The following is a 24,325-nucleotide window of genomic DNA, read 5'->3' as shown; positions in this document are numbered from 1 at the left end:
CAGGGAGCGTTTCAGCGGCGGCGTTCGAGCTTGTAGCCGTGGGCTTCGCGGTCCCAGGCGTCCGGGGTGACGCCTTGTTCGCGCAGCTTGTATTTCTGGACCTTGCCGTTTTCGGTGCGTGGCAGGTCCGCCGGGAACAGCAGGTAGCGCGGCACCGCGAAATAGGGCAGGCGCGTCTCGCAGAATTTGAGCAGTTCCGCCCCGTCGAAGCTGGTGCCGGGACGGCGGATGATCGCCGCCATCACCTCATCTTCCGCCAGTTCGGACTGGACCGGGTAGACGGCGGCTTCCGCCACGTCGGGGTGGCTGAGCAGCACCTGTTCGACCTCGTAGGACGAGATGTTCTCGCCGCGGCGACGGATGGCGTCCTTGATCCGGTCGACGAACTTGAAATAGCCGTCGCCGTCGCGGACCACCCGGTCGCCGGTGTGGAACCACAGATTGCGCCACGCCTCGACCGTCTTGTCGTCCATGTTGAAATAGCCGGTGGCGAAGGCGAAAGGTTCGTCGGCGCGCAGCACCAGTTCACCCGCCTCGCCGGCCGGCAGTTCGTTGTCCTCTGCATCGACGACGCGGGCGGTGAAGCCGTCGCGCAGCCGGCCCATCGTCTCCAGCCTCTGGTCGGCGATGCCGCGGCCGATGACGAAGTTGGTCTCGGTCGACCCATAGGCTTCGAGCAGGGCGACGCCGGTGCGATCCATGAAGGTGGCATGGAGATTGGCAGGGACGCCGGGCCCGAGCGCGATCCGCACCCGGTGTTCGCGTTCCGCCGCGCTCGGCTCACGCGACAGCAGGATCGGCACCATCGCGCCGAGCAGATAGGCGACGGTGGCGCCGTGCTTCACCGTCGCCGGCCAGAAACCGGAGGCCGAGAAGCGCCGTTCGAGCACCATCGTCGCGCCGGCGATCAGCGCCTGGGCGAAGGTGTTGAGCGCGTTGATGTGGAACAGCGGCAGCGTCGTCATCAGCACGTCGTCTTCGACGACGCCGAGCGCTTGCGCCGACAGCGTGCCCCACCAGAAATATTGCGCCTGCGGGCAGCACACCCCCTTCGACGGGCCGGTGGTGCCGGAGGTGTAGAGGATCGCCATCGTGTCGCCCGGCCGGACCGGCGCGGCGGCGACCTCGTCGGTGCCGAGCGCGTAGGCGCGGCAGGGGCGACCCTGAATTTCATCGGCGGGGGCGGCGCCGACCACCCAGATCGCCTCCAGCGGCAGGGCGGACAGGTCGGCGACGTCGAGCGCCGACAGCAGTTCGTCCTCGATCACCAGCAGGCGTGCGCCGCAATTGCCGAGGATATACTGGACCTGCGGCCCCTTCGACGCGGTGTTGATCGGGACATGGACGGCGCCGAGCCAGGCGCAGCCGATGACCATTTCGAGGAAAGCGATGCGGTTGCCGCAGAGGATGGCGACGCGGTCGCCGCGCCGGACCCCGGCGGCGGCGAGCGTTGCGGCGGCGCGGGCGGCGACGGCGAGCGCGTCCGCATAGCTCCACGTGCCTTCGTCGGTGACGAACAGGCGTTTGTCGCCATAGCGCGCCGCCTGCCGTTGCAGCATGACCGGCAGCGTACGGTCGGCGGGGGCGAAAGCCGGCGCGGGGGCGGGCGCGGATGAAGGCATGGCGTCAGGCTCCGTTGGCGATCAGCGCGAGGACGCGCAATGGGCTGCCGCTGCCCCGCTGGATCTTCAGCGGCGCGGCGACGATCAGCGCGCCGGTCGGCGGGAGCTGGTCGAGATTGGCGAGGCATTGCAGACCGTAGCGGCCGGCGCCGTGCATGAAGGTATGGCAGGGGTAGGGCGGGGTGAAATGGGCGGCCTGGCCGGCGTCGGTGCCGATCGTTTCCGTGCCGAAGCCGATGACGCCGCGTTCGTCGACCAGGAAGCGGACGGCGTCGACGTCGGGGCCGGGGGTGTGCTGGCCGACTTCATCGTAATTCTGGTAGGCGGCGGGATCGGTGCGTTTCGACCAGTCGGTCCGCATCAGTACCCAGCTGCCCGCCGGGATGCGGCCATGCTCCGCTTCCCACGCGGTCAGCCGGTCGACGGTCAGCAGATAGTCGGCGTCGCGGGCGCTTTCGGCGGAGCAATCGACGACGCAGGCGGGGGCGACGAAATCGGCGACCGGGATCGTGTCCGTCGCGTTGTTCGGCAGGTTGCGGCCGGTGATCCAGTGGATCGGCGCGTCGAAATGGGTGCCGCTATGTTCGCCGCAGGAGAAGTTGTTCCAGTACCAGCTTGGCCCGCGTTCGTCATAATGCGACACTTCCTCCAGCCGGAACGGGCGGCTCTGGCCCATTTCCGGCGGCAGGCCGATCTGCGGGAAATCCGGCGTCAGCGTCTGGGTCAGATCGACGATGCGGATCTGTCCTGCCGCCAGCGCGGCGGCGAAACCGGTCAATGCGTCCGTCGTCATGGCAATCCCCGCTCTGTCAGCCGGCGCTTGACGGCGATGCCGCCATCAGTTCGCGTTCAAGGGTCTTGGGGTCGGCGCGCCAGCGTTCCAGCCAGTCGCGCGCCACCGGATCGGGATAGACATCCTCGACCGTCGCCTTCAGCGCCTTGACGACGGCATCGGCCAGCCCCTTTGGCGCGATCTTCGGCGGCAGGACCAGCTGGTTCCACGCCTCGTCGACCGGGCCGGGAAAGACGTTTATGACGCGGATGCCGGCCGGGCGCATTTCCGCGCGCAGGCACTGGGCGAGCGACAGCGCCGCCGCCTGCGCCGCCGAATAGGTGCCGTGAGGCGGGAAGTTGGCGATGGCGAAGATCGACAGGATGTTGACCCAGGCGACGGCGCCGGCAGCCCCGTCCGCCGCCCGGCCGCGCAGCGCGGGACCGAAGGACTGGGCAAGGCGGAGCAGGCCGAAATAGTTGACGTCCATTTCCGCCTGCGCGGTTTCCACCCCGCGCCGGCCGGCGATGCCGTAGGTGCGGTGGTGGTCGGCGGTGTTGACGACGATGTCGACCTTGCCGCCGATCACCCCGGCCAGTTCGGTGACCGACTGGCCGTCGGTCACGTCGAGCGGCACCAAAGTCACCTGCGGCAGATCGGCGAGGGCGGCGAAGCCGGGGGGCTGCTTCCACGGTTCGGCATGGCCGACCCAGAGCTGGCTGGCGCCGGCGGCGGCGAGGGCGCGGACCATCGCCTGGCCGACGTCCGACTTGCCGTCGGTGACCAGGATTTTGCGGTGCGTCGGGTCGCAGGTCATGTCGTGCAAGTGCGGGTCCTCCGCCAGAGTTGCGGCCGCATCGCGCGGCATCGCGACGAGAACGGCCATGCCGGCGCGGTCGAGCGCCACCTCCACCCGCACCTCGGCCGGCGCGGCCGGGCAGGCGGCGTGGACATAGGCGACGACCGACGGCCCGGCGGCAAGCTGCACCAGACCGATCCGCCAGGGAAGCCGTTCGCGGAAATACAGTTCCATCGACGCGCGCGACACCGTTTCGCTGAGCAGTGTGCCGAGGCCGTCCTGCGGCCGCCAGACGAGCTGGCCGGACAGGCAGTTCCGGCAGACTTCGCGCGCCGGGTACTGCACGGTGCCGCACTGGTCGCACTGTTGCAGGTCGAGCCGGCCGACGGCGGCGCCGGCGGTCATGCCGAGCGCGACGCGGCTGCGCAGCGCCGGCGGCAGCGTCGGCTGGCGCGTCTTCAGGATCGGGTTCTTGCGCCTGACGTCGCCGGTCATGCCGCCCCCAATATCGCGGCGCCGCTGCATAGCCCGCGATCGTAGTTGATCATGCCGAAGCCGCTGACCAGCGCGTGTCGGGCGCCGTCCACCTGCGCGCCGAGCGTGGTGCCGGTGACCTGGCGCAAGCCCTCCACGATACCGAGAAAGCCGCCGGCGGCGCCGGCCTGACCGACCGAGAGCTGGCCGCCGCAGGTGTTGAACGGGAAGCTGCCGCCGACCTCGAAGCTGTTGCGGCGGACGAAATCGGGGGCTTCGCCTTTCCCGCAGAAACCGAGATCCTCGAACTGCAGCATGTTGATGACCGGATAGTCGTCATAGGTCTGGAGAACGTCGATATCCTGCGGCCCGACGCCGGCCTGTGCGTAGAGCGCGTCGCGGTCGAGCACCCAGCCGCCGCGATACTGGATCGGATCGTCGGGGAACGGATTGTGCCGCTCGATCGCGCCGAGCAGGCGGGCGTAAGGCAGGCCAAGCTGTTCCGCCCGCGACCGGCGCATGACCAAAAAGCCTTCCGCCCCGGCGCAAGGCATCACGCAGTCGAACAGGCGGATCGGGTCGGCGATCATCCGCGAGGCGAGATAGGCGTCGAGGGTCAGCGGCGTGGTGAACAGCGCGTGGGGGTAGTGCAGGGCGTTGCTGCGCTGGGCGACGCAGAGCTTGCCGAAATCCGCCGCCGTCGCGCCGTAGGTCCGCATGTAATAGGCGGTCAGGAAGGCGAAACTGACATTGGGGCCACCGGCGCCATAGGGGTAGACCGCGTCCTGCGAGAACAGGCTGAACCGCGCGGTGCTTTCGCGGAACGAATCGACCCGGTTGGCATCGCCGGCGATGCAGGCGACGACGCCGGCGTCGCCGGCCTGGACAGCGCGAGCCGCCCGGCGGAGAGCGACGATGCCGCTGGCGCCGCCCATCGGGATATGATCGAGCCAGCGCAGCGAGACGTCGAGATGCTGGGTCAGGCCGACGGCGGAATCGGGGCCGAGCGAGAAGCTGGACACGCACAGGCCATCGATCCCGCTTTTCGGCAGGCCGCTGGCGTCGAGCAGGCCGGCGACGGCGCGGCCGAGGAACCAGTGCGCGCCCTTGGTCGAATAGCGCTGATAGGGAACGGTCACCGGCGCGGTGACGACGACATCATCATAGCCGGCGGCGGTCATTCGCGCGGAGTTCCGGTGCAGGCCGGCGCGTTCCGCCGGGGTGCGGCGGGATACGCATGCCGGGATTCGGCGCGATCAAGGGTCAATTGGCTTGCCATAACGTCGAATTGCCGCGGCTGATACCGAGGCGCCGCCCGCTTGTCGAGCGGACGCCACAAGGGGTGCACGTACCGGGCGCGCTTTGCAACAAAAAGTTGAATATTTAACTTATCCGATAGCCATCAGGCTGGCGTTTCCGCCTGCCGCCGTGGTGTTGATCGAGGTTGCCACCTCCTCGATCAGCCAGGCGCTGCAATAGGCATCGGCGGTGGCGAGGGCGGCGGTGGTGGCGGCGTGGACCGAAACCACCGCGCCGGGGCGGGCGGCGAGTTCGCCAAGCACGGCGCTGACATCCGCGCCTTCGCCTTCGACCAGCGCGGCGGAGATTTCGGCCGACTGGACGATCCGCCCGCGCACCGACGGCGGCAGATCGGCGAGCGATGCGGTCAGTTCCGGCGGAGCCTCTACGCAGGCGGTGTTGCCGGTCGCCAGCGCGGCGGCGAGCTGATGGTACAGCCCGCTGCGGGTGGCGGGACGAAGCAGGATCGTGCCGCGCGGGTGGAGGGCGTAGAGGTTGCGTTCGCCGACCGGGCCGGGGAGTTCCGTTTCGAACCAGACGGGGGAGGCGCTGCCGAGCGCGCGAGCGATGCCGGCGGCATCCGTTTCGCCGCGCCCGTCCAGCCAGCCGGCGAAATCCGCCAGCGCCGCGTTGGCCGGGGCCGCCACCGGGGCCGGACCGGGGGGGGCGAGACGGGTCAGCCGGTTGATGTAGAGCGGGCCGCCCGCCTTGGGGCCGGTGCCCGACAGGCCGCGCCCGCCGAACGGCTGGACCCCGACGATCGCGCCGATGACGTTGCGGTTGACGTAGAGGTTGCCGGCCTTCACCTGCGCGGTGATCCGGGCGATCGTTTCGTCGAGACGGCTGTGCAGGCCGAAGGTCAGGCCGTAGCCGGTGGCGTTGATCGCGGCGACCAGCCCGTCGACGTCCTCACGGCGGTAACGGATGACGTGGAGGACCGGGCCGAATACCTCGCGTTCCAGATCGGCGATGCTGTCCAGTTCGATGATCGTCGGCGCGACGAAGGTGCCGAGCGCGGTTTCGGCGGGCATGTCCTGCTGCTCCACCTTGCGGCCGCGCGCGCGCATCGCCTCGATGTGCTTTTCAATGTTGGCCCTGGCCTCTGCGGTGATGACCGGGCCGGTATCGACCGCCAGCCGGTCCGTCCGGCCGATACGCAGTTCCTTGAGCGCGCCTTTCAGCATGGTCAGCGTACGATCGGCGACGTCGTCCTGCAGGCAGAGGATGCGCAGCGCCGAGCAACGCTGGCCGGCGCTGTCGAAGGCGGAAGCGATGACGTCCGCCACCACCTGTTCGGCGAGGGCGGAGGAATCGACGATCATCGCGTTCTGGCCGCCGGTTTCGGCGACCAGCGGGATCGGCTTGCCGGCAGGCGACAGGCGTTCGGCGAGCTGTTTCTGGATCAGCCGTGCGACGTCCGTCGAGCCGGTGAACATGACGCCCGCGGTTTCCGGCGCCGCGACCAGCGCCGCGCCGATATCCCCGGCGCCGCAGACCAGTTGCAGCGCGTCGGCGGGGACGCCGGCTTCGTGCAGCAGGCGGACACCTTCGGCCGCGATCAGCGGAGTTTCCTCCGCCGGTTTGGCGAGCACCGGGTTGCCGGCGACGAGCGCGGCGCAGACCTGGCCGGTGAAGATCGCCAGCGGGAAATTCCACGGGCTGATGCAGACGACCGGCCCGAGCGGCTGCTGCTCCGCGCCGAAGGTCTGGCGGGCGCGCAGCGCGTAATAGCGCAGGAAATCGATTGCCTCGCGCACTTCGGCGATCGCGTTGGGAATGGATTTTCCCGCCTCGCGCGCGATCAGGCCGAGCAGCACCGGCATCCGCGCCTGCATCGCGTCGGCGGCGCGCTCCAGCATCGCGGCGCGATCGGCGACCGGTACGGACGGCCAGCCGGACGTCGCGGCACGGGCCACGGCAGCGCCCGCCTGCGGCACCGACATGTCATGGACGATACCGACCACATCACGATGGTCCGCCGGGTTGCGGACTTGCCGCGCGGTGCCGTCCTGCCCGGCCGCCCAGTCGGTCGCCGCGCTTTCGGCGAGCGCGCGGCTGAGGGCGTGCAGCGCGTCTTCGTCGCTGAGGTCGATGCCGGCGGAATTGACCCGATCCGGATAGAGCGCCGCCGGCAGCGCGATCAGATCGTGCTGCGCGCCGGGCGCCGCCATGGCGCGGACCGCATCGACCGGATCGCCGATCAGTTCGTCGATCGATACCGCCGGATCGCCGATCCGGTTGACGAACGAGGAGTTGGCGCCGTTTTCGAGCAGGCGGCGGACGAGATAGGCGAGCAGCGTTTCGTGCGTGCCGACCGGGGCATAGATGCGGCACGGGCGGCCAAGATTGGCGGCGCCGACGACCTGTTCGTACAGCGGTTCGCCCATGCCGTGCAGGCACTGGAATTCCCAGTCGCCGATGCGGAAATCCGGCCCGGCGAGCTGATAGATCGTCGCCAGCGACTGCGCGTTGTGGGTGGCGAATTGCGGGAAGACCACCTGTCGGTTGGCGAGCAGTTTCTTCGCGCAGGCGATGTAGGCGACGTCGGTGTGGACCTTGCGCGTGTAGACGGGGAAATCGGCGAGGCCGTCGACCTGGGCGCGCTTGATTTCCGCGTCCCAATAGGCGCCCTTCACCAGCCGGACCATGATCCGCCGGTTTGCCCGCTGGGCGAGGTCGATGATCCAGTCGATGACGAACGGACAGCGCTTGCCATAGGCCTGGACGACGAAGCCGAGGCCGTTCCACCCGGCGAGATCCGGATCGAGCGCCAGACTTTCGAGCAGGTCGAGCGACAGTTCCAGCCGGTCCGCCTCTTCCGCGTCGATGTTGAGGCCGATGTCGTGGGATTTGGCGAGCAGGGCCAGCGCCTTCACCCGCGGCAGCAATTCGGTCATCACCCGATCCGCCTGAGCGCGGACATAGCGGGGGTGAAGGGCGGACAGCTTGATCGAAATGCCCGGCCCTTCGTAGATGCCGCGCCCGGCGGATGCCGCGCCGATTGCCGCGATCGCCTTTTCATAGTCGTCCAGATAGCGGGCGGCGTCGGCGGCGGTGGTCGCCGCTTCACCCAGCATGTCGTAGCTGTAGGTGAAGCCCTTCGCCTCCATCTTGCGGGCGCGCTTCAGCGCCTCGGCGATCGTTTCGCCGGTGACGAACTGTTCGCCCATCATCCGCATCGCCAGCGCGACGGCGCGGCGGATCACCGGCTCGCCAGCGCGGGTGACGACGCGGGCCAGCGCCGCCGCCAGCCCCTTGTCGTCGACGCTGTCGAACAGCGTGCCGGCGACGACCAACCCCCAGCTTGCCGCGTTGACGAACAGCGAGCGTTCGCCACCGACATGGGATTTCCAGTCGCCGTTCGCGATCTTGTCGCGGATCAGTGCGTCTCGCGTTGCGTCGTCGGGGATGCGCAGCAAGGCTTCCGCCAGGCACATCAGCGCCACGCCTTCCTGGCTGGACAGCGAAAATTCCTGAACCAGCCCCTCGACCCCGCCGGTGCTGCGATTGGCGCGCAGCGCGGTAATCAGCGCGCGCGCCGTATCGCGCGCCGCCGCCTGGGTTTCCGGCGGCAGCGCGGCGGCATCGAGCAGCGGGCGGACGCAATCCGGTTCCGGGCGACGATAGGCGGCGGTGATCGCGCGGCGGAGGGGGGACTGTTCGCGGATCGGCGGCGCGAATGCGGCAAAGAGATGGGTGTCGTTCATGGTGGTCCGCCTGGGCGCCCTGCCTTAGAGGATGAGATGGAATCGACCGTTACGAAGCGGGATTCAGCCCGTTCCGCCAACGGCTAATCGCCTTGCCGGGGCGCGGCGTCAACTCCCGCGGTCGGCGGCGTCGGCGGCATGCCGCCCGGTGTAGATATCGACGTCCATCTCGCCCGACCAGCGCGCCATGACGGTGGCGTTGACCATGTTGGTCGACACGTTGACCACGGTGCGCATCATGTCGAGCAATCGGTCGAACGGCAGGATGAAGCCGACGATGATCGCCGCCTGCGCGTCGCTGATCCCGACGACGGAAAGCACCGCCGCCATCATGAACATCGCCGCCGACGGAATCGGTGGCGCACCGAGCGCAAGCAGGGTCGAGACGGCGACGACCAGCGCCAGATCGGTCAGTGTCGGGGTGATGCCGAGTGCCTGTATGGCGAACATCGACAGCAGCGCGACGAACATCGCGGTGCCGTCGCGGGCGATGCCGACGCCGACCGGAAGCACGGTGGACAGGATCGTCTTGTGCAGGCCGAAGCGCTTTTCGGCGATCGCCATTTCGACCGGCAGGCTGGCGGAACTGGAAGAGGTGGAGAAGGCGACGACCAGCGCGTCGACCGCGCCGCGCAGGTAGCGCGCCGGCGACAGCCGGCCGAGCAGCGCGATGATTCCGGTATGGACGACGAGCAGCTGGATCGCGCAGCCGGCAAGCGTGCCGAGCGCGAGCAGCGACACGTTGACGAACGCGCCGAGACCGTTGGCACCGACCACCGCCGCCATCAGGCCGAACACGCCGAACGGCGCGGTTTCCATCACGAAGATGATCATCTTCATCATCGCTTCCGAGGCGATGCCGATCACGGCGTTCAGCGGCTGCGCGCGTGCGCCAAGCGTCAACACCGCGATGGCGAAGAAGATCGCGAAGAAGATGATCGCCAGCATATCCCCGTCGGCAAGCGCCTGGACCGGATTGAGCGGGATGATCGCCAGCAGTTGCTCGCTGAGCGTGCGGCCGGCGTTGATCGTCTGCGGTTTGACGCCGAGCAGGCTGACGCCGACCCCCGGTTCGAGGAGCAGGCCGAGGATGACGCCGACCGTGGCGGCGATCAGCGCGGTTCCGGCGAACAGCAGCAGCGCGCGGATGCCGAGCGACCCAAGCCGCTTCGGATCGCCCATGCCGATGACCCCGGCGGTGATCGTGAAGAAGATCAGCGGTGCGACCAGCATCCGTGCCAGCCGGACGAAGATGTCGCCCATCCATTGCAGCCGGGTCGCGTCCTCTCCGTACAGCACGCCGACGGCGACGCCGAGGATGAAGGCGGGGATGATCCGTTTCCACAGCGGAATGTCGAACCAGTAGCGGCGCAGCCAGCTTCGCCTGTGCGCCGACGGGGTGGCGTTGACGCTCATGCGCGGTGCGCGTCCGCCGCCGGCGCGCGGCGGTGGGGGCGATTGCGGGTCGTCAAGCCTGTCCTCCCTTGATCGCGGGCCGGTGGCGGTCGTTCCGCATCTGTCGCGCGGGATCGGGGCCAGCCCAAACGGCGTATCAGGATATTTTAATTGATTGTCGACAATCTATCGCCGCTGAATGGGACAGGCAAGCGGTGTTCGCGCGGGGCGGGCGCGCGGGCCGGGAATGGGTGCGGCGGTTGTGCGGCGATGCCCGCCGGGCTATTTGTCGACAATCAATTCAGGAGAGGGTGATTGAGCGTTCCGGCGGTCGGAAAACTGCAAAAGCAGACCTTTGGCGCGCGTATTGCGGACGCGCTGCGCAAGGCGATCTTCGCCGGAGACCTGGTGCCCGGATCGGCGCTGATCGAGACCGCGCTGGCCGAGCAGTTCGGGGTCAGCCGGGGGCCGTTGCGCGAGGCGATCCGCCAGCTGATCGACGAAGGGTTGCTGGTCCAGGTGCCGTTCAGCGGGACGCGCGTGACCGAATTGTCGGAATCCGCGATCCGCGAAATCTATTCGTTGCGCACGACGCTGGAGATGTTCGCGTTCAGGCTGGCCTGGGACCGGCGTGACGCGGCCTTCCGCTTGGAAATGCTGCAACGTCAGCAGGCGCTGCTCGCCGCGATCGACAGCGCTGACGAGCTGGAGTGCATCCGCCGCGAGATGCACCTGCATTCGCTTGTGTATGAAGCGGCGGATCACCAGTTGTTGTTGGAAATCTGGGGCGGGCTGAAAGGACGGTTGCAGCTTTACCTTGCCGCCAACTACCTGGCGCATGGCCGCCACGGCCCGCGCCGCACCGGCCATGACAGCTTCGTCGCCGCCGCGCTGGGCGATTCCTGGCCGGTGATGGAGGCCGAAATCCTGCAGCATATGCGGCTGGGCAGCGAGGAAACCGAACGTTTTCTGAAAGCGCGGAAGGAACAGGTCGACGCCTGAGGATGAGCGGAAGCGCGATCAGGCGGGGGCGGTGGGCATGGCGATTGCGGGCATGGCGCCAGCGAATTCGATCACCGCGCGACCGCCAAGCGCGACCCGGTCGCCGCGCAGCCGGGTTCTGACCGTGCCGCCGCGCGCCGATGCCTGCCAGCAGGTCAGATCGGGGCCGAGGCGGCCGTGCCAGTGGGGCGCGAGGCAGGCATGGGCGGCGCCGGTGACCTGATCTTCGTCGACGCCGACGATCGGCGCGAAGTTGCGCGAGACGATGTCATGGCCGGGGCGGTCGGACCGGGCGGTCAGGATCAGCGAGCGGATGCCGGTACGCGCCAGCCGGGCGAAATCGGGCCGGGCAGCGCGGACCGCCGCCGCGTCGGCGCATTCGAGCAGCCAGCGGTCGTCGTGGCGGGCGGCGGCGACCCAGCCGATGTCGATGCAGGCGGCGAGTTCGGCCGGCACGGCGCCGGGCGTGCCGGCGGTCGCGGGGAAATCGAGCCAGATCGTTCCGTCAGGGTCACGTTCGGCGGCGAGCGGCCCGCTGGCCGACGCGAAGTGCAGCACGTGCTGTTCGACACCGAGCGCGTTCCACAGCACGCAGGCGGCGGCGAGCGTCGCGTGGCCGCATAACGCGACTTCGACGACGGGCGAGAACCAGCGGATCGCCCAATCATCGCCGGTCCGCAGCACAAAGGCGGTTTCCGGCTGGCGCAGTTCGGCGGCGATCGCCTGCATCGTCGCCGGGGGGAGGGCGGCATCGAGCACGCAGACGCCCGCCGGATTGCCGTGAAAGGGCGTATCGCTGAACGCGGCGACGATGAAACACTGCATGGGGTGGGGTCCGATATCTTCCTTCGACCGGTGGCATATAGTTTGGGTCGATTGTTGACAATCGGCCGTGCGGTTTTTAGAGCCGAACGGTGATACCATAGCCAAAAAGGGGCCGGCTCGATGACATTCTCCGCCAGCGACAGCGGTGAAGATGCGCCCGGCTTTTCCGGCGCGCAGGTCTACCCCAGCGACCCGCGCAACGACGATGTCCAGGTGTATGTGAACGGCGCGTTCTTCCACCGTTCCCAGGCGATGGTGTCGGTGTTCGATTCCGGTTTCGCGATGGGCGACGGGGTGTGGGAAGGGCTGCGGCTGATCGACGGGCGGCTGGTGGCGCTCGACGATCATCTCGACCGGTTGTTCGAGGGATTGCGCGCGATCGACCTTGACCTTGGCAAGGACCGGCGGGCGGTTGAAGCGGCGATCCGCGCGACCGTCGACGCGAATGGGATGCGCGACGGTGTCCACATTCGCCTGATGGTGACGCGCGGGCTGAAGCGGACGCCAACGCAGGACCCGCGCTTCGCCGTCGGCAAGCCGACGATGGTCATCGTCGCGGAATACAAGGCGCTGATCCCCACCGCGACGCGGAGCGGGCTGAAGCTGCTGACCTCTACCTTCCGGTGCAGTACGCCGGACGTGTTCGACCTTCGGCTCAATTCGCACAGCCGGCTGAACCTGATCCAGGCGCTGATCCAGGCGCTGAACGCCGGTTGCGACGAGGCGTTGATGCTCGACCAGCGCGGCTTCGTCGCCAGTTGCAATTCGACCAATTTCTTCATCGTCCGCGGCAAGGAACTGTGGACGTCGACCGGCGCATGCAATTTCAACGGCATCACCCGGCGCAAGGTGATGGCGCTCTACGGCGAGGAAATCGGCGTGGTGCGCGAGAAGGATTTCACGCTGGCCGAGGTCTATTCGGCCGACGAGGCCTTCGTCACCGGCACATTGGGCGGGATTACGCCGGTGGCATCCGTCGACGGGCGCAGGATCGGCGACGGCGCGGTCGGGCCGGTGACCCGCGCGGTCGGGGAATCCTATCTGAGCAGGATAACGACGATCTGATGCGCAACGGCGCCGCGGCTTCGGCGGTTGTGAATCACCCGTTTCGGGCGGGGCCGGTCGCGAGCGGGCGTTGTTCCGCCATGCCCATTGCCGCGAGGATCGGCTCGCGTTCCTGCCGATGGCGGAAATCGTCCTTGCTCGCCATGCCGCGCCAGCCGCCGAGGATCAGCGATTGTGCGATCGCGCCGCCCAGTGTCGTACCCGGCCCGGTGACGATGAACAGGTCCGGCGCGAATTCGCGCGCGGCGACGTGGATGGCACGGGTGAAGTCGTAGGTTTCGACCACCTGCGTGCCGAGCGTGTAGGCGCGAAGAGCGGCGGGGTCGCTGGCGCCCGGCCACCAGATTGCGCCGCGCCCGTCGATGAGCGGCAGGGCGGGGCCGCGGAACAGATCGACCGGGAGCTGTTCGCGCCCCTGTGCGGCTACCGGTGCCATCAGCGGGGTGTGGAAGGCAGCGTGGTTGGCGAGGCGCATCGGGAAGCGCCCCTGCGTCGGCTCCACCGCCGCCTCGAACGCGGCGAGACCGGCTTCGTTGCCGGCGACGACCAGCATGCCGCCCAGCTCGATCGAGCGGTACAGTGCGTGCCCCGGCCGGGATGCGATGTCATCGACGATGGCGCACAACGCGCGGTGCCGGGCCGGGTCCGGGCGCCAGTCTTCCCCGACGAACGGGTGGATGAGCTGGCCGCCGATCAGCGCCTGCTGCATCAGCGTGCCCATCGTGTTGGCAACGCGGAAACCGTTTTCGGGGGACAAGGCACCGCCGCAGGCGAGCGCGGTGTACCAGCCCATCGAATTGCCGGTCACCGCAACGATGTCGATCATGCTGCGGTCGATCGCCATGAAATCGCCGAGGCTGGCGGCGAAGATCAGCGCGGACGCATTGTCGCCGCGCGAATGGCTGGCGAGCGAAAAGCGGTCGGCGCCGTCGAGCGCGGCGAGCAGCGGCTGGCCGGCCGCCTGCCGCTGTGCGTCGAACCGCGCGAGCAGCGCCGGGTCGGGGAAGTGGCGGGCGAGATAGCCAAGCTCCGCCTTGTTGTAGGTGCCGCGCCCCGGGCAGATGACGACCGCTTTGTTCACCGATCCCCTCCCACCAGCGCGCGCGCCGCGTCGACGATCGTGTCGGCGGACGGCATTGTCGCGGCATAGGCCGGGCCGGTGGCGATGAAGCTGTCTTCCGCCGTCAGCCGCGCGTGCGGAACCGTCGTGCGTTCGGTCAAGAGCGCCATCAGCGCCTCCGCCACCCCGCCGCTGCGCCGGGTTTCGTCGACGATCAGCACGCGGCGGCACCCGGCGAGCGCCGCGATGATATTGTCCTCTGGCAAGGGCGACAGCCAGCGTATGTCGATGACGCGGGCGGCGATGCCTTCGTCGGCCAGCCGCTTCTGCGCCTGACGGGCGAGATAGGCACCGTTGCCGAAGGTGAGCAGCGCGATGTTCTCGCCGTCGCCGTGGCGGCCGACCTCACCGAACGGAATGCGTTCGGACGGCGCCGGGTAGCTGTGCAGCCAGCCGCCGTCGCCCGCTTCGTGCAGGTCGCGCATCGGGTAGAGCGCGATCGGTTCGAGGAAGACGACGAGGCGCTGTTCCTCGCGCGCCAGCCGGACGCATTCGCGCAGCATCATCGCCGCATCGGCGCCGTTCGACGGGCAGGCGAGGATCAGGCCGGGAATGTCACGCAGGACGGCGAGCGAATTGTCGTTATGGAAATGGCCGCCGAAGCCCTTCTGGTAACCGAGGCCGGCGATCCGCACCACCATCGGGTTGGTGAACTGGCCGCTGGAGAAGAAGGGCAGGGTCGCCGCCTCGCCGCGCAACTGGTCCTCGGCATTGTGGAGATAGGCGAGGAACTGGATCTCCGGCATCGGCAGGAAGCCGTTTTGCGCCATGCCGATGCCAAGCCCGAGGATCGACTGTTCGTCGAGCAGCGTGTCGATCACCCGGGCGCGGCCGAAGCGCGCCTCCAGCTTCTGGGTCACGCCGTAGACGCCGCCCTTGCGGCCGACATCCTCGCCCATCAGCACGATTTCGTCGTGATCGAGCATCAGGTCGATCAACGTCCAGTTGATCAGCCGCGACATGATCTGCGGCGATTCGAGCGGTTTCAGGTCGCCGCCGAACGCGCGGGTTCGCGCGTCGAGCGATGGGCCATTGCCGCGTTGGCAGGTGCGCGGCGGCGGGATCAGATGCGCCATCACCTCCGCCGCCGTGCTGAGCCGGGGGCGGGTGACGACTTCCGCCGCGATGCGTTCGACGCGCGCCTCGGTGTCCCGGTAGATGGCGAGCGCGTCGTCCGGCGCCAGCGCACCGGCTTCGGACAGCAGCCGGACGCCATGCAGCAGCGGGTCGTTCGCTTCCTCCGCCTCCAGCGTTTCGCGGTTCATGTAGCTGGTCGGCATGTCGGCGCCGGCGTGGCCGTAGAGGCGGACGGTGCGGACGTGGAGAAAGGCCGGTTTGCGGCGGGTACGGACGAATTCCGCCGCCTCGCTGGCTGCCCGGAACGTGTCGTAGAGATCAAGGCCGTCGCAGGCGAAATAGCGCAGGCCCGGCCGGGCGGAGAAGCTAGCGCCGATCCAGCCGCGGGGCGTGCGGGTGGAAATGCCGATGCCGTTATCCTCGCAGACGAAAAGCAGCGGCAGCGGCACCGACTGGAACGCCGTCCACTGCGCGGTGTTGAACGCGCCCTGCGCGGTCGAGTGGTTGGCCGACGCATCGCCGAACGAGCAGATGACGATCGCGTCGTCGGCCAGCGCCTTGTGTTCCGGCGGCAGGCGGCGGGCGAGGCCGATCGAATAGGCGGCGCCGACCGCCTTGGGCAGGTGGCTGGCGATCGTCGAGGTCTGCGGCGGGATGTTCAGCGCCTTTGAGCCAAGCACCTTGTGCCGCCCGCCCGAAATCGGGTCTTCCGCGCTGCACGCGAAGGACAGCAGCATGTCCCAGGTGATCGACTGACCGGGCACCTGCGCCGACCGTTCGATCTGGAAGGCGGCGTCGCGATAGTGGAGGAACGCCATGTCGGTCGGGCGAAGTGCTGCGGCGACCGCCGCCATCCCCTCATGGCCCGACGACCCGATGGTGTAATAGCCCTGGCCGTGTGCCTGCATCGTCCGGCTCACCCGGTCGAGCGCGCGCGACAGGCAGCCGGAGCGGAAGATCGACACCGCCTGTTCGGGGGCAAGCGGGCCGGCCGGTGGTCGCCCCGCAGGCAGATCGCCATCGCCAACCCGGCGCAGGAAATTGTCGTGGACGATCTGTACCCGGTCCATCGCCGTCTCCTCAGAAGAAGGCCTGCAGGCCGGTCTGGGCGCGACCGAGGATCAGCGCGTGGACGTCGTGCGTGCCTTCATAGGTGTTGACGGTCTCCAGGTTCACCATGTGCCGCATCACCTGATAGTCCTCGGATATGCCGTTGCCACCGTGCATGTCACGCGCCATCCGCGCGATGTCGAGCGCCTTGCCGCAATTGTTGCGCTTGACGATCGAGATCATCTCCGGCGCCATCCGGCCTTCGTCGAACAGCCGCCCGACGCGCAGGCTGGCCTGCAGGCCGAGCGCGATTTCGGTCTGCATGTCGGCCAGCTTCTTCTGGAACAACTGGGTCTGGGCGAGCGGGCGGCCGAACTGCTTGCGGTCCAGCCCATATTGGCGCGCGGCGTGCCAGCACGCCTCCGCCGCGCCCATCGCCCCCCAGCTGATGCCGTAGCGGGCGCGGTTGAGGCAGCCGAACGGCCCCTTCAGCCCCGACACGTTGGGCAAGAGTGCGTCCTCGCCCACCGCGACATTGTCGAGGACGACTTCGCCGGTGATCGAGGCGCGCAGCGACAGCTTGCCGCCGATCTTCGGTGCCGAAAGGCCCGCCATGCCCTTTTCGAGCAGGAAGCCGCGGATCTGGCCGTCATGCGCGTCGGACTTCGCCCAGATGACGAACAGGTCGGCGATCGGCGCGTTGGAGATCCACGTCTTGGCGCCGTTCAGCCGGTAGCCGCCGTCGATTTTCGTCGCGCGGGTCTTCATCGATCCGGGGTCGGACCCGGCATCCGGTTCGGTCAGGCCGAAGCAGCCGATCCACTCCCCGCTTGCCAGCCGGGGCAGGTATTTGCGCTTCTGCTCCTCCGATCCGTAGGCGTCGATCGGGTACATGACCAGCGACGACTGCACCGACATCATCGAGCGATAACCGGAATCCACCCGCTCGACCTCGCGCGCGATCAGCCCGTAGGCGACATAGCCGGCGCCGGCGCCGCCATAGGCCGGGTCGACCGTCACCCCGAGCAGACCGAGCGCCCCCATCTCGCGAAAGATGTCCGGGTCTGTCCGTTCCTCGGCAAAGGCAGCGGTGACGCGGGGTTGCAGCCGGTCCCGCGCATAGGCGCGGGCGGCGTCGCGGATCATCCGTTCCTCGTCGGTCAACTGCGCGTCGAGCAGGAACGGATCGTCCCAGGCGAAGCCCGTGGCCGGGCGCGGTGGGGTTTCAGGCGTCAATGACATGTCCTCGCGCGATCGCCTTGTTCAGGATGACAGGGAATATGCCGGGGGTTCGGCCCGCCAAACGGCACGACACATCCGCCGCCCGGCGCCGCTTCTGCGGCGTTCCGCCGGGCCGTTCCAATGCTTTGACTTCATGCATTGATGCAGAAATGGAATGGATCGCCGGTTTCGCGCGGCTTCTTCGCCCGATAGCCCGGCCGTGCCGCCGCAGCGGGCTATGTTGCGCCGAACCCGCGCACCGTTAGCGGCCGCTATCGCGGTTCATGAAGCAGGTGATCCAGATCCTGAGATCGTCGATGGTGGGCGGGCAGGGGGCGGGCGCCTGACCGGAAAGGGGGTGGGCACCGGACGCCGCCGTGATGGCGCGGAATTCGGTGCCCGAGGGATCGGCCCGGGTCAGAAGCCGATGCTGAGAGCGATATTCCCCCTGTGGGTGTTGAGGTCGCTGTTGAACACGCCGTCATAGGCGGCGGTCAGCGTGGCGTGGCTCGACAGGCGGATGCCCAGGGCAGCACCGGCGGAGATGCCGCCGTCCCGCAGGCGCGGGCCGAGTACGGTGTGCTGGGCCGAGCTGCTGGTGAACAGCGCGCGCTGCCGGGGCAGGGCGTCGCCGATCCGATGGTCGTAGAGCAGTCGGACGCTGGCGCTGACCGGGCTGGCGCCGCTGCCGAAGCCAAGCTCCGCGCCGGCGCCGACCGATGCCGCCGTGAAATTCTCCTTGCGGAGATTCAGCGCCAGGGCGTTGGCGCCGGTTTCCTGCGCCGCGTTCAGGCGGATATTGGCGATGTCGAGCGTGGCGAGCGGCGACAGGCGCAACGCGCCGACCGGCAGGTCGTAGCGCAGCGCCGCCGAATAGCCGACCGAGCGCGCATCGCGCGAAGCCCGCGCCGTGCGGTCGAGCGCGCCGATCGAGACTTGCCGCTGGCTGTCGAGATCGTGCCAGCCGATGCTGAACGCGTTCGACAGCTGGATGCCACCGTGGGCCAGGGCGAGATAGGCGCCGATGAAGCTGCTGTCGTAATCGACGGAGGAGCGGCGCGCGGCGACGGTTGCCCGGCCATCGAGATAGCCGGCGGCGAGGCCGAGCCGCGCCGAGCCGCTGTCACCGATGGTGGCGTTCACCAGATCGACACCGCCCGCGATGCCCCAGGCATGGCTGGACAGGCGCGCGGCGTTGCCGTCCGCGTTATGCCTGCCGCTCTGCCCGAGCAGGGCGAGCCAGGGCGTCGGCCGGCCGGGTGCCGACGGCATCGCGCCGGCGCGGCGCTGGACGGTGCGGGTGAACAGGTCCGTCGTGTCCGCCACCGCATATTGGGCGGAGGCGTGGATTTCGCCCGAAGCCAGGTCGAAGGCGGCGCGCGCCTCGGCGGCGTCGAGCATCGCGACGGTGTTGAACACGGCCAGCGCGTCCGACCCGGCCGTCTGGTCGAGGTTGAACAGACCCTTTGCCGCTTCGCGCTGGTTGATCGTGTTGGCGACGGTGGTGAAATCCTGGGTGATCGCCAGCGTCAGCAGCACGTCGGTACCGGTGTAGGAGAGTTCCGGGGTGATGAACGCCGAATGGGTCAGCATCATCGAATCGCTGAAGCTGCCGCTGATCCCGTCCGACGCGGACAGGATCGTGTAGGTCTGGCCGTTGCGGTAGGAAAGCGCCGGGTCGATGGCGGTGACCTCGACCGTGCCGGCCAGCGCCGCGGCGCCGGTGACGGCCAGGCTGTCGGTACTGCCGCTGGCGGCAACGCGCACGCCGAAGGTCGCGGCGGGATCGAAGCTGACGTCGCCGATCACGCGGAGCGGTTCCAGGATATTCGCGCCGCCCGGGACGTTCGGCGGCGTGAACAGGCCCGGCAGCAACCGACCAAGCACTTGAACGTCGCCCCGCACCGTCCCCAGCCCGCGCAATGCGCCGCCGGTATTGACGGTCAGCATCGGCGTGCTGATCTGCCCCGTATCGGTCAGCTGGATCGTGCCGTTGTCGATGTGGACCAGCCCATTATACAGGTCGTTGTTGCCGGCGATCAGGGTGGTGCCCGGCCCCCGATGCAGCAGGGCGCCGTTGCCGGTCAGCGTGCTGCCGTAGAAGGATGTGTCGGTGCGGTCGATGATCAGCGTGCCGTCATTGTGGATGTCGCCGGAAACCAGCCCGCCGCCGGTGCCGTCACCGATCCGCAGCGTGGCGCCGGGCGTCACCGTGGTCAGGCCGATGTCGGAAATCCCGGTCAGGGTCAGCATGCCGGGGCCGGTCAGGGTGAAATCGCCGTCGCCCCCGACTATGCCGGCGTAGGTGGCGGCTTCCGCCTGATGGACGGCGAGTTCGGCGGTGCCGAGCCAGATATGGCCGCTGGAGGAGCCGGAAAGCGAGCCGATCTGCGCCAGGCCGCCGGCGACGCCGGCGATGTCGAACTGGCCGCCGTTCAACGTGACGCCGGAGCTGGCGGCGATCGAGCCGATGCCGTTCAGGGCAAGCGTGCCGCCATCTATGGTCGTCCGGCCGGTGTAGCTGTTGACGCCGGTCAGCGTCAGGGTGCCGCTCTGCGTCTTGACGATGCCGCCGGTGCCGGTGATCGCCGCGCCGATCGTCGCGGCGCCGTCACCCAGCACGCGCAATTCGCTGGCGCCGGCCACGGTTTCGAGCGCGCCGGGGCCGTCGAGCGTGTAGCCGGAGGTGACGAACTGCAGGCCCTTGAAGCTCTGCGTGCCATCGACGGAAATGGTCGATCCGGCGCCGTCGAACACGCCATGGTTGCCGGCCCAGGCGACGTCGACCGGCTGGCCGGCATTGCGCCAGTCAAGTCCGCCCGCCGTCCAGCTGGCGGATGTGTCCTGCCAGTATTGGAGATTGTCGGGACTGCCGATGACAAGATCGAGATGCGAGTTCGTCCCGCCGGCGTCCCACACCTCGATCACGTTGTAATCGGCGCCTGGAGCCGGGCCGGGCTGGATGATGGTGAAGTAACCGTCCGGGTGCCGCGTCGCCGCGCCGCGGTTCAGGGTGAAGATGCGGTAATGGCCGATACCCGCGCCGCCGATATCGAAAAGGTGCAGTTCTGGCCTTGCACCGACATTCAGATGCGCGTTCAGATCGCTCATCACGATGCGGTCGCTGGTGCCGGGACTGTCCGCGCTGCCCGGCGTGCCGATCTGGAAATGCAGCTGGGACCCGGCGTCGAAGCGCAGTTCGCCTGCAAAGGTGAGGGCGCCGACACCGTTGGTGCCGGGGGCGACGATGCCGCCCGCTTCGATGATGTTGGGGACGGCGGTACCGTCGATCTTGGGGCCGTTCTTGCCGATATAGCCGGATCCGCCGAGGGTGGCGCCGGCCTTCACGATCACCCGCCCGCCAAGCTCGCCCTTCCCGTCCGCGTCGCCGACAAGCAGCGTGCCGCCATAGACGGTTGTCGTGCCGGCAAAGCCTTTGAAGGCGCTGTTGCTCGCCGGGTCGCCGGTTAGGATCGTGGTGCCGGCATAATGGTTGATCGCATGGTTGGCACCGGCCAGGCTGTCGATCACCGGCGCAAAAGTGGTGACGCCGCTGTGATTGAAATTGATCGTGCCATTATGGCCGCCAAAGCTGACATAGGTCGCGTCCAGCACGCCGGCGGCGGCCGGCGCCTCACCCGGCGCGGCACCGATGGTGAGCGTGCCGCTGCTCGCGGTGTTCCCGCCAAGGTTGATACCGCCGAAATTGTCGGCAACCGCCGTTCCGGTCCGCACCCGTCCGCCATCGGCAATGGTCAGGCTGCCCACGCCGCCATTGATGCCGATCTCGACCAGATCGCCCACGGTCCACACTGACCCGGTGCCCGTCACCAGCATGTCGCCGATACCGTCCGTGATTGTCGCAATCTCGCCGCGGTAGCTGCTCGCCTGCGCGCCGTCGGCGAGGGTCAGAGCGCCGCGTCCGCCATAGCCGACAAAAATACCGGCATTGGCGGTGACTGTCGAACCCGCGCCGGAGACGTGCAACTCTCCCTGCGAATCGGCGCCGGACCCCAGATAAAGATATGGGCTCGTCAATGCGCCGCCATCCGTGATGGTGGTGAGGGCAACCGTTTCCGAGCTGACGCCGAGCCGGAGTTCATCGCTCAGCAGCCAGGCCGATCCAGCGCCCCGAATGGTGACCCGTCCGGTGCTGCCACGATGCGGAATTCCCGAGTCGGCGGGCATCGGCAGATAGCCGATGCCGATCAAACCGGTCTCCCCGTTTACCACCCCGCCATCGCTGATGGTGAGGTCGCCGTCACCGCCCTCGCTCCCGACGAACAGCGACGCGACATTCCAGACCGAGTTCGGCCCGGATATCTCCACCACACCCTTATAGGGCAGCGCCGCGCCGCCCTGCGTGTAGCCCAGCCTGCCGATGGCGGCGCGGGCATTCTCGACCTTGCCCCCGGCGATGACCCTCAGAGTCCCGTCGCCCGTGTCGCCGACGGTGAGCGCCGCGCCTGTCGGCCGCGTTGTCAGCACGGACCCCGCGCCATCGACGATGATGGTTGCGCCGTTGGTGATGGCCCCGCGCTCCGCTTCCACCGTGCCGCCACCCGCAATGCGCAGCAGGCCGGCGGAAACGTCGAGGGAGCCGGCAATATCGGCTTCGCCCGACAGGGCCAGCGTGCCGCCACCGTCTTTGGTGAGGCTTCCGGCCACCGTCACGGGCAGGGCCAGCGTGGCGGTGCGGCCGGCGTCGACGCGCACGGAACTGCGCGTGCCGGTCAGGTTGAGTGCGCCACCGGCGCCCGCGACCAGCCGATAGCCGTCGGCCGCGAATTGCAGCCCGGTAACGCTCTGTGCGCCTTCAACCGTAACGTCACCGGTGCCATTGTAGAAAATGGCGAACTGGTCGCCCCAGGCCGCGTTCGCGTTGCCGGCCGCATTGGTCCAGTTGGTGCCGGCGGCATTCCATATGCCGCCGCCACCGCGGCCGTATTGGGTGTTGCCGTGCGTGCTGTTGGCGCCGTCCCAATACTGGTTGGCCCCGGCGACCTCGCTGGTCACCTCAAGCGTCACCGCGCTTGCGGAGCCGGTTCCGGCGTTGACGGTATAGGCGTGGTTCGCCGGTGCCGCGCCGACGGCCAGGCCATTGTCGCCGGCGAGCGTGCCGTAAGTGATCAGCGTATAAACGCCGTTGCCGAACCCGCCCGCGTTGGTGACGTTGACCATGCCGTCCAGCGTCAGGGCGCCGGTCACGTCGATGCGATCGCTGGCGGAAGCGACGCCGGGCGTTCCCAGTTCGAAGTCCAGAATGGAGCCGCCGTTCAGGCTGAGCGATTCCATCGTCATCACGCCGATGCCGTCGCCGGGCGCCAGCACCCCGTTGTCGGCAATGGTGAGGTGGCGCAGCGTTCCGGCGCCGGCCATTGTCGCGCCGGGCAGGACAGTGACGTCGAGGCCGGGCGCCGTCGCGTCGAGAAACAGCGTGCCCGCTTCGACCGTGCCGGCGGGCAGCGTCATCCACGACGGAACGGTGCCGTTGATGCGCCAGGTGCCGAGGCCGGTCTTGCGGATATCTTCGAAGCCGGTCACCCGCGCGGTGGCGGAGACGACGAGGTCGATCTGGCCGGTCGTTCCGGCGGCGCCGTCGAGCACGAATGTATCGAAGCCGTCGCCGCCATTGATGACGCCGGTCACGTCATAGGTCGGGAGGAGGGTGACGCGGTCGTCCCCGGCGCCCAGCAGAACGGCGGTGTCGCTTCGCGAGGCCCGCGCTATCGTGCCGGCGATGGTCAGATGCGTGTCGATCCGCCCGACAGCCGGGTCGACGGGCACTTCCGGGTCGTCCACTACGGCGATCGCAGGGCCGTTGCCGGCGGAGACGTTGCCCCCTTCGGCGATGATGATTTCGGCCGTGCCGAGGCCGGGAACCTCGCCCGACGCGCCGATGGCGATGCCGACGCCGTTCGCCCCCTGCGCCATAACTTTCCCGCCGTTGGCGACGGTGATCCGGCCGGCGCCGTCCCGCGAGATGCCGAGCATAACACCGTGGGCATCTGCACCGGTGACGCGCAGGTCGTTCGATATGGTGATCGGGCTGACGCTGCCCGCCGAAACGCTGGCGTAAATGCCGTGCGCTGCCTTGCCCGACGTCCGCAGCACGCCGTTCATCTCGACCGTCGTGTCGGCGCGGATCGGGCCGCTGCCATCGAGGACTTCGCGCGCGTCGATGCCATAGGCATGGTCGCCGGTGGTGGTGATCGCGCCATGCACGGTGACGCGGTGGCTGGCACTGCTGTCCTCGCCACCGAAAAAGCCGATGGCGCTGGCAAAGGCGCCGTCGGTCGTCACCGACCCCGTCTGCCCGACGGTGATGTCGCTCGCGCGGCCGGAATTGGGGGTCAGCCGCTCGACGAATACACCCTGAACGAGGCGGCCGCTGCTGGTGACGGTGCCGTCGATCGTCACCACGCCGTCGTCGGCGACCATGATCGCCGCGGCGAATTCGTCATCGTCGACGCCGGCGTTCGACACGGTCACGGAACCGCCGTTCGCGACGGTCACCTGACCGGTGTCGACCGAGACCCCGAACCAGTCGGACTCGACATTGCCGGCGACGGTAACGGAAGCATTCGCGCCGTTCGTCTGGATGCCGGCCTCGCTGCCTTCCACCCGGCTGCCCGCGCCGGTGGTGACCACCGCATTCGCGCCAAGGCTGATCCCATATACGTCGCCGGAAACAATGGCGTTGGGCTGAACGGTCAGGGTGACGCCGGTCTCGCTGCCGGTGCCGTAACCGTTGCTGCCATTCTGATTCTGGGTGGTGCCGGTGCAGGACGCGGTGACGCCGTTTGCCGCCGGCTGATCGCACGCGGCCTGGGCGGCAGAAGGAGAGAGCAGGCTTGTCGCGAGCATGAGGGTCGATGCGGCCGTCAACAAGGTTGT

General features: G+C 68.5%; 13 protein-coding genes. 2 read left to right on the top strand and 11 right to left on the bottom strand.

Annotation, left to right across the window (positions count from 1 at the left end):
* Positions 1–11: 11 nt before the first annotated feature.
* The 6 genes from ACMT1E_RS08305 to ACMT1E_RS08280 all read right to left on the bottom strand — a co-directional run bounded on the left by ACMT1E_RS08305 (position 12) and on the right by ACMT1E_RS08280 (position 10,089).
* On the bottom strand, positions 12–1,622 hold the full coding sequence (locus tag ACMT1E_RS08305; protein ID WP_414899609.1) for an ATP-dependent acyl-CoA ligase: 1,611 nt from the start codon (positions 1,620–1,622) through the stop codon (positions 12–14).
* Between the two features lie 4 nt (positions 1,623–1,626).
* Positions 1,627–2,415, bottom strand: a complete 789-nt coding sequence (locus tag ACMT1E_RS08300) for a cyclase family protein (RefSeq protein WP_414899608.1) — start codon at positions 2,413–2,415, stop codon at positions 1,627–1,629.
* Between the two features lie 16 nt (positions 2,416–2,431).
* Positions 2,432–3,688 carry an SDR family NAD(P)-dependent oxidoreductase gene (locus tag ACMT1E_RS08295; RefSeq protein WP_414899606.1) on the bottom strand — a complete coding sequence of 419 codons (1,257 nt, stop codon included), beginning with the start codon at positions 3,686–3,688 and terminating at the stop codon, positions 2,432–2,434.
* Positions 3,685–4,848, bottom strand: a complete 1,164-nt coding sequence (locus ACMT1E_RS08290) for a thiolase family protein (RefSeq protein ID WP_414899604.1) — start codon at positions 4,846–4,848, stop codon at positions 3,685–3,687. Before ACMT1E_RS08290 ends, ACMT1E_RS08295 begins: the two co-directional genes overlap by 4 nt.
* A 207-nt stretch (positions 4,849–5,055) precedes the next feature.
* A complete protein-coding gene (putA, locus tag ACMT1E_RS08285) occupies positions 5,056–8,673 on the bottom strand; it encodes a trifunctional transcriptional regulator/proline dehydrogenase/L-glutamate gamma-semialdehyde dehydrogenase (protein WP_414899602.1) in 3,618 nt (1,205 codons plus the stop codon).
* Positions 8,674–8,781: 108 nt separating this feature from the next.
* The gene (locus ACMT1E_RS08280; protein ID WP_414899600.1) at positions 8,782–10,089 is read right to left on the bottom strand and encodes a dicarboxylate/amino acid:cation symporter; all 1,308 of its coding nucleotides are present in this window, start codon (positions 10,087–10,089) and stop codon (positions 8,782–8,784) included.
* Positions 10,090–10,383: 294 nt separating this feature from the next.
* Between ACMT1E_RS08280 and ACMT1E_RS08275 the strand changes: the two genes are divergently transcribed.
* Complete coding sequence (locus ACMT1E_RS08275; RefSeq protein ID WP_414899598.1) at positions 10,384–11,070, top strand: GntR family transcriptional regulator; 687 nt, start codon at positions 10,384–10,386, stop codon at positions 11,068–11,070.
* A gap of 18 nt (positions 11,071–11,088) precedes the next feature.
* On the opposite strand, the gene ACMT1E_RS08270 is transcribed toward ACMT1E_RS08275, so the two are convergent.
* Complete coding sequence (locus tag ACMT1E_RS08270) at positions 11,089–11,895, bottom strand: PhzF family phenazine biosynthesis protein (RefSeq protein WP_414899596.1); 807 nt, start codon at positions 11,893–11,895, stop codon at positions 11,089–11,091.
* Between the two features lie 120 nt (positions 11,896–12,015).
* Between ACMT1E_RS08270 and ACMT1E_RS08265 the strand changes: the two genes are divergently transcribed.
* Positions 12,016–12,960: an aminotransferase class IV gene (locus tag ACMT1E_RS08265; RefSeq protein WP_414899595.1), complete on the top strand. Its 945-nt coding sequence runs from the start codon at positions 12,016–12,018 to the stop codon at positions 12,958–12,960.
* Positions 12,961–12,994: 34 nt separating this feature from the next.
* On the opposite strand, the gene ACMT1E_RS08260 is transcribed toward ACMT1E_RS08265, so the two are convergent.
* From ACMT1E_RS08260 to ACMT1E_RS08245, 4 genes are all read right to left on the bottom strand, one after another.
* Complete coding sequence (locus ACMT1E_RS08260) at positions 12,995–14,041, bottom strand: ACP S-malonyltransferase (RefSeq protein ID WP_414899594.1); 1,047 nt, start codon at positions 14,039–14,041, stop codon at positions 12,995–12,997.
* Positions 14,038–16,227 carry a thiamine pyrophosphate-dependent enzyme gene (locus tag ACMT1E_RS08255; RefSeq protein WP_414899593.1) on the bottom strand — a complete coding sequence of 730 codons (2,190 nt, stop codon included), beginning with the start codon at positions 16,225–16,227 and terminating at the stop codon, positions 14,038–14,040. The genes ACMT1E_RS08260 and ACMT1E_RS08255 overlap by 4 nt, the downstream gene beginning before the upstream one ends.
* A gap of 10 nt (positions 16,228–16,237) precedes the next feature.
* Positions 16,238–17,449 (bottom strand): acyl-CoA dehydrogenase, encoded by a 1,212-nt coding sequence (locus ACMT1E_RS08250; RefSeq protein ID WP_414899592.1) that lies wholly within the window; start codon positions 17,447–17,449, stop codon positions 16,238–16,240.
* A 396-nt stretch (positions 17,450–17,845) separates the two neighbouring features.
* Positions 17,846–24,295: an autotransporter domain-containing protein gene (locus ACMT1E_RS08245; RefSeq protein WP_414899591.1), complete on the bottom strand. Its 6,450-nt coding sequence runs from the start codon at positions 24,293–24,295 to the stop codon at positions 17,846–17,848.
* Positions 24,296–24,325 lie beyond the last annotated feature (30 nt).

The organism is Sphingomonas flavalba, from assembly GCF_047553045.1.
GTDB lineage: Bacteria > Pseudomonadota > Alphaproteobacteria > Sphingomonadales > Sphingomonadaceae > Sphingomonas_L > Sphingomonas_L flavalba_A.
Note: the sequence above shows the minus strand (reverse complement) of the source record. Positions and strands in the feature narration are given on the sequence as shown.

What these genes read in the sequence shown, in the direction of transcription:
- ACMT1E_RS08305 (WP_414899609.1), bottom strand. Translation starts at nt 1,622, where the DNA reads ATGCCTTCATCCGCGCCCGCCCCCGCGCCGGCTTTCGCCCCCGCCGAC.
- ACMT1E_RS08300 (WP_414899608.1), bottom strand. Translation starts at nt 2,415, where the DNA reads ATGACGACGGACGCATTGACCGGTTTCGCCGCCGCGCTGGCGGCAGGA.
- ACMT1E_RS08295 (WP_414899606.1), bottom strand. Translation starts at nt 3,688, where the DNA reads ATGACCGGCGACGTCAGGCGCAAGAACCCGATCCTGAAGACGCGCCAG.
- ACMT1E_RS08290 (WP_414899604.1), bottom strand. Translation starts at nt 4,848, where the DNA reads ATGACCGCCGCCGGCTATGATGATGTCGTCGTCACCGCGCCGGTGACC.
- putA (WP_414899602.1), bottom strand. Translation starts at nt 8,673, where the DNA reads ATGAACGACACCCATCTCTTTGCCGCATTCGCGCCGCCGATCCGCGAA.
- ACMT1E_RS08280 (WP_414899600.1), bottom strand. Translation starts at nt 10,089, where the DNA reads ATGAGCGTCAACGCCACCCCGTCGGCGCACAGGCGAAGCTGGCTGCGC.
- ACMT1E_RS08270 (WP_414899596.1), bottom strand. Translation starts at nt 11,895, where the DNA reads ATGCAGTGTTTCATCGTCGCCGCGTTCAGCGATACGCCCTTTCACGGC.
- ACMT1E_RS08265 (WP_414899595.1), top strand. Translation starts at nt 12,016, where the DNA reads ATGACATTCTCCGCCAGCGACAGCGGTGAAGATGCGCCCGGCTTTTCC.
- ACMT1E_RS08255 (WP_414899593.1), bottom strand. Translation starts at nt 16,227, where the DNA reads ATGGACCGGGTACAGATCGTCCACGACAATTTCCTGCGCCGGGTTGGC.
- ACMT1E_RS08250 (WP_414899592.1), bottom strand. Translation starts at nt 17,449, where the DNA reads ATGTCATTGACGCCTGAAACCCCACCGCGCCCGGCCACGGGCTTCGCC.
- ACMT1E_RS08245 (WP_414899591.1), bottom strand. Translation starts at nt 24,295, where the DNA reads ATGCTCGCGACAAGCCTGCTCTCTCCTTCTGCCGCCCAGGCCGCGTGC.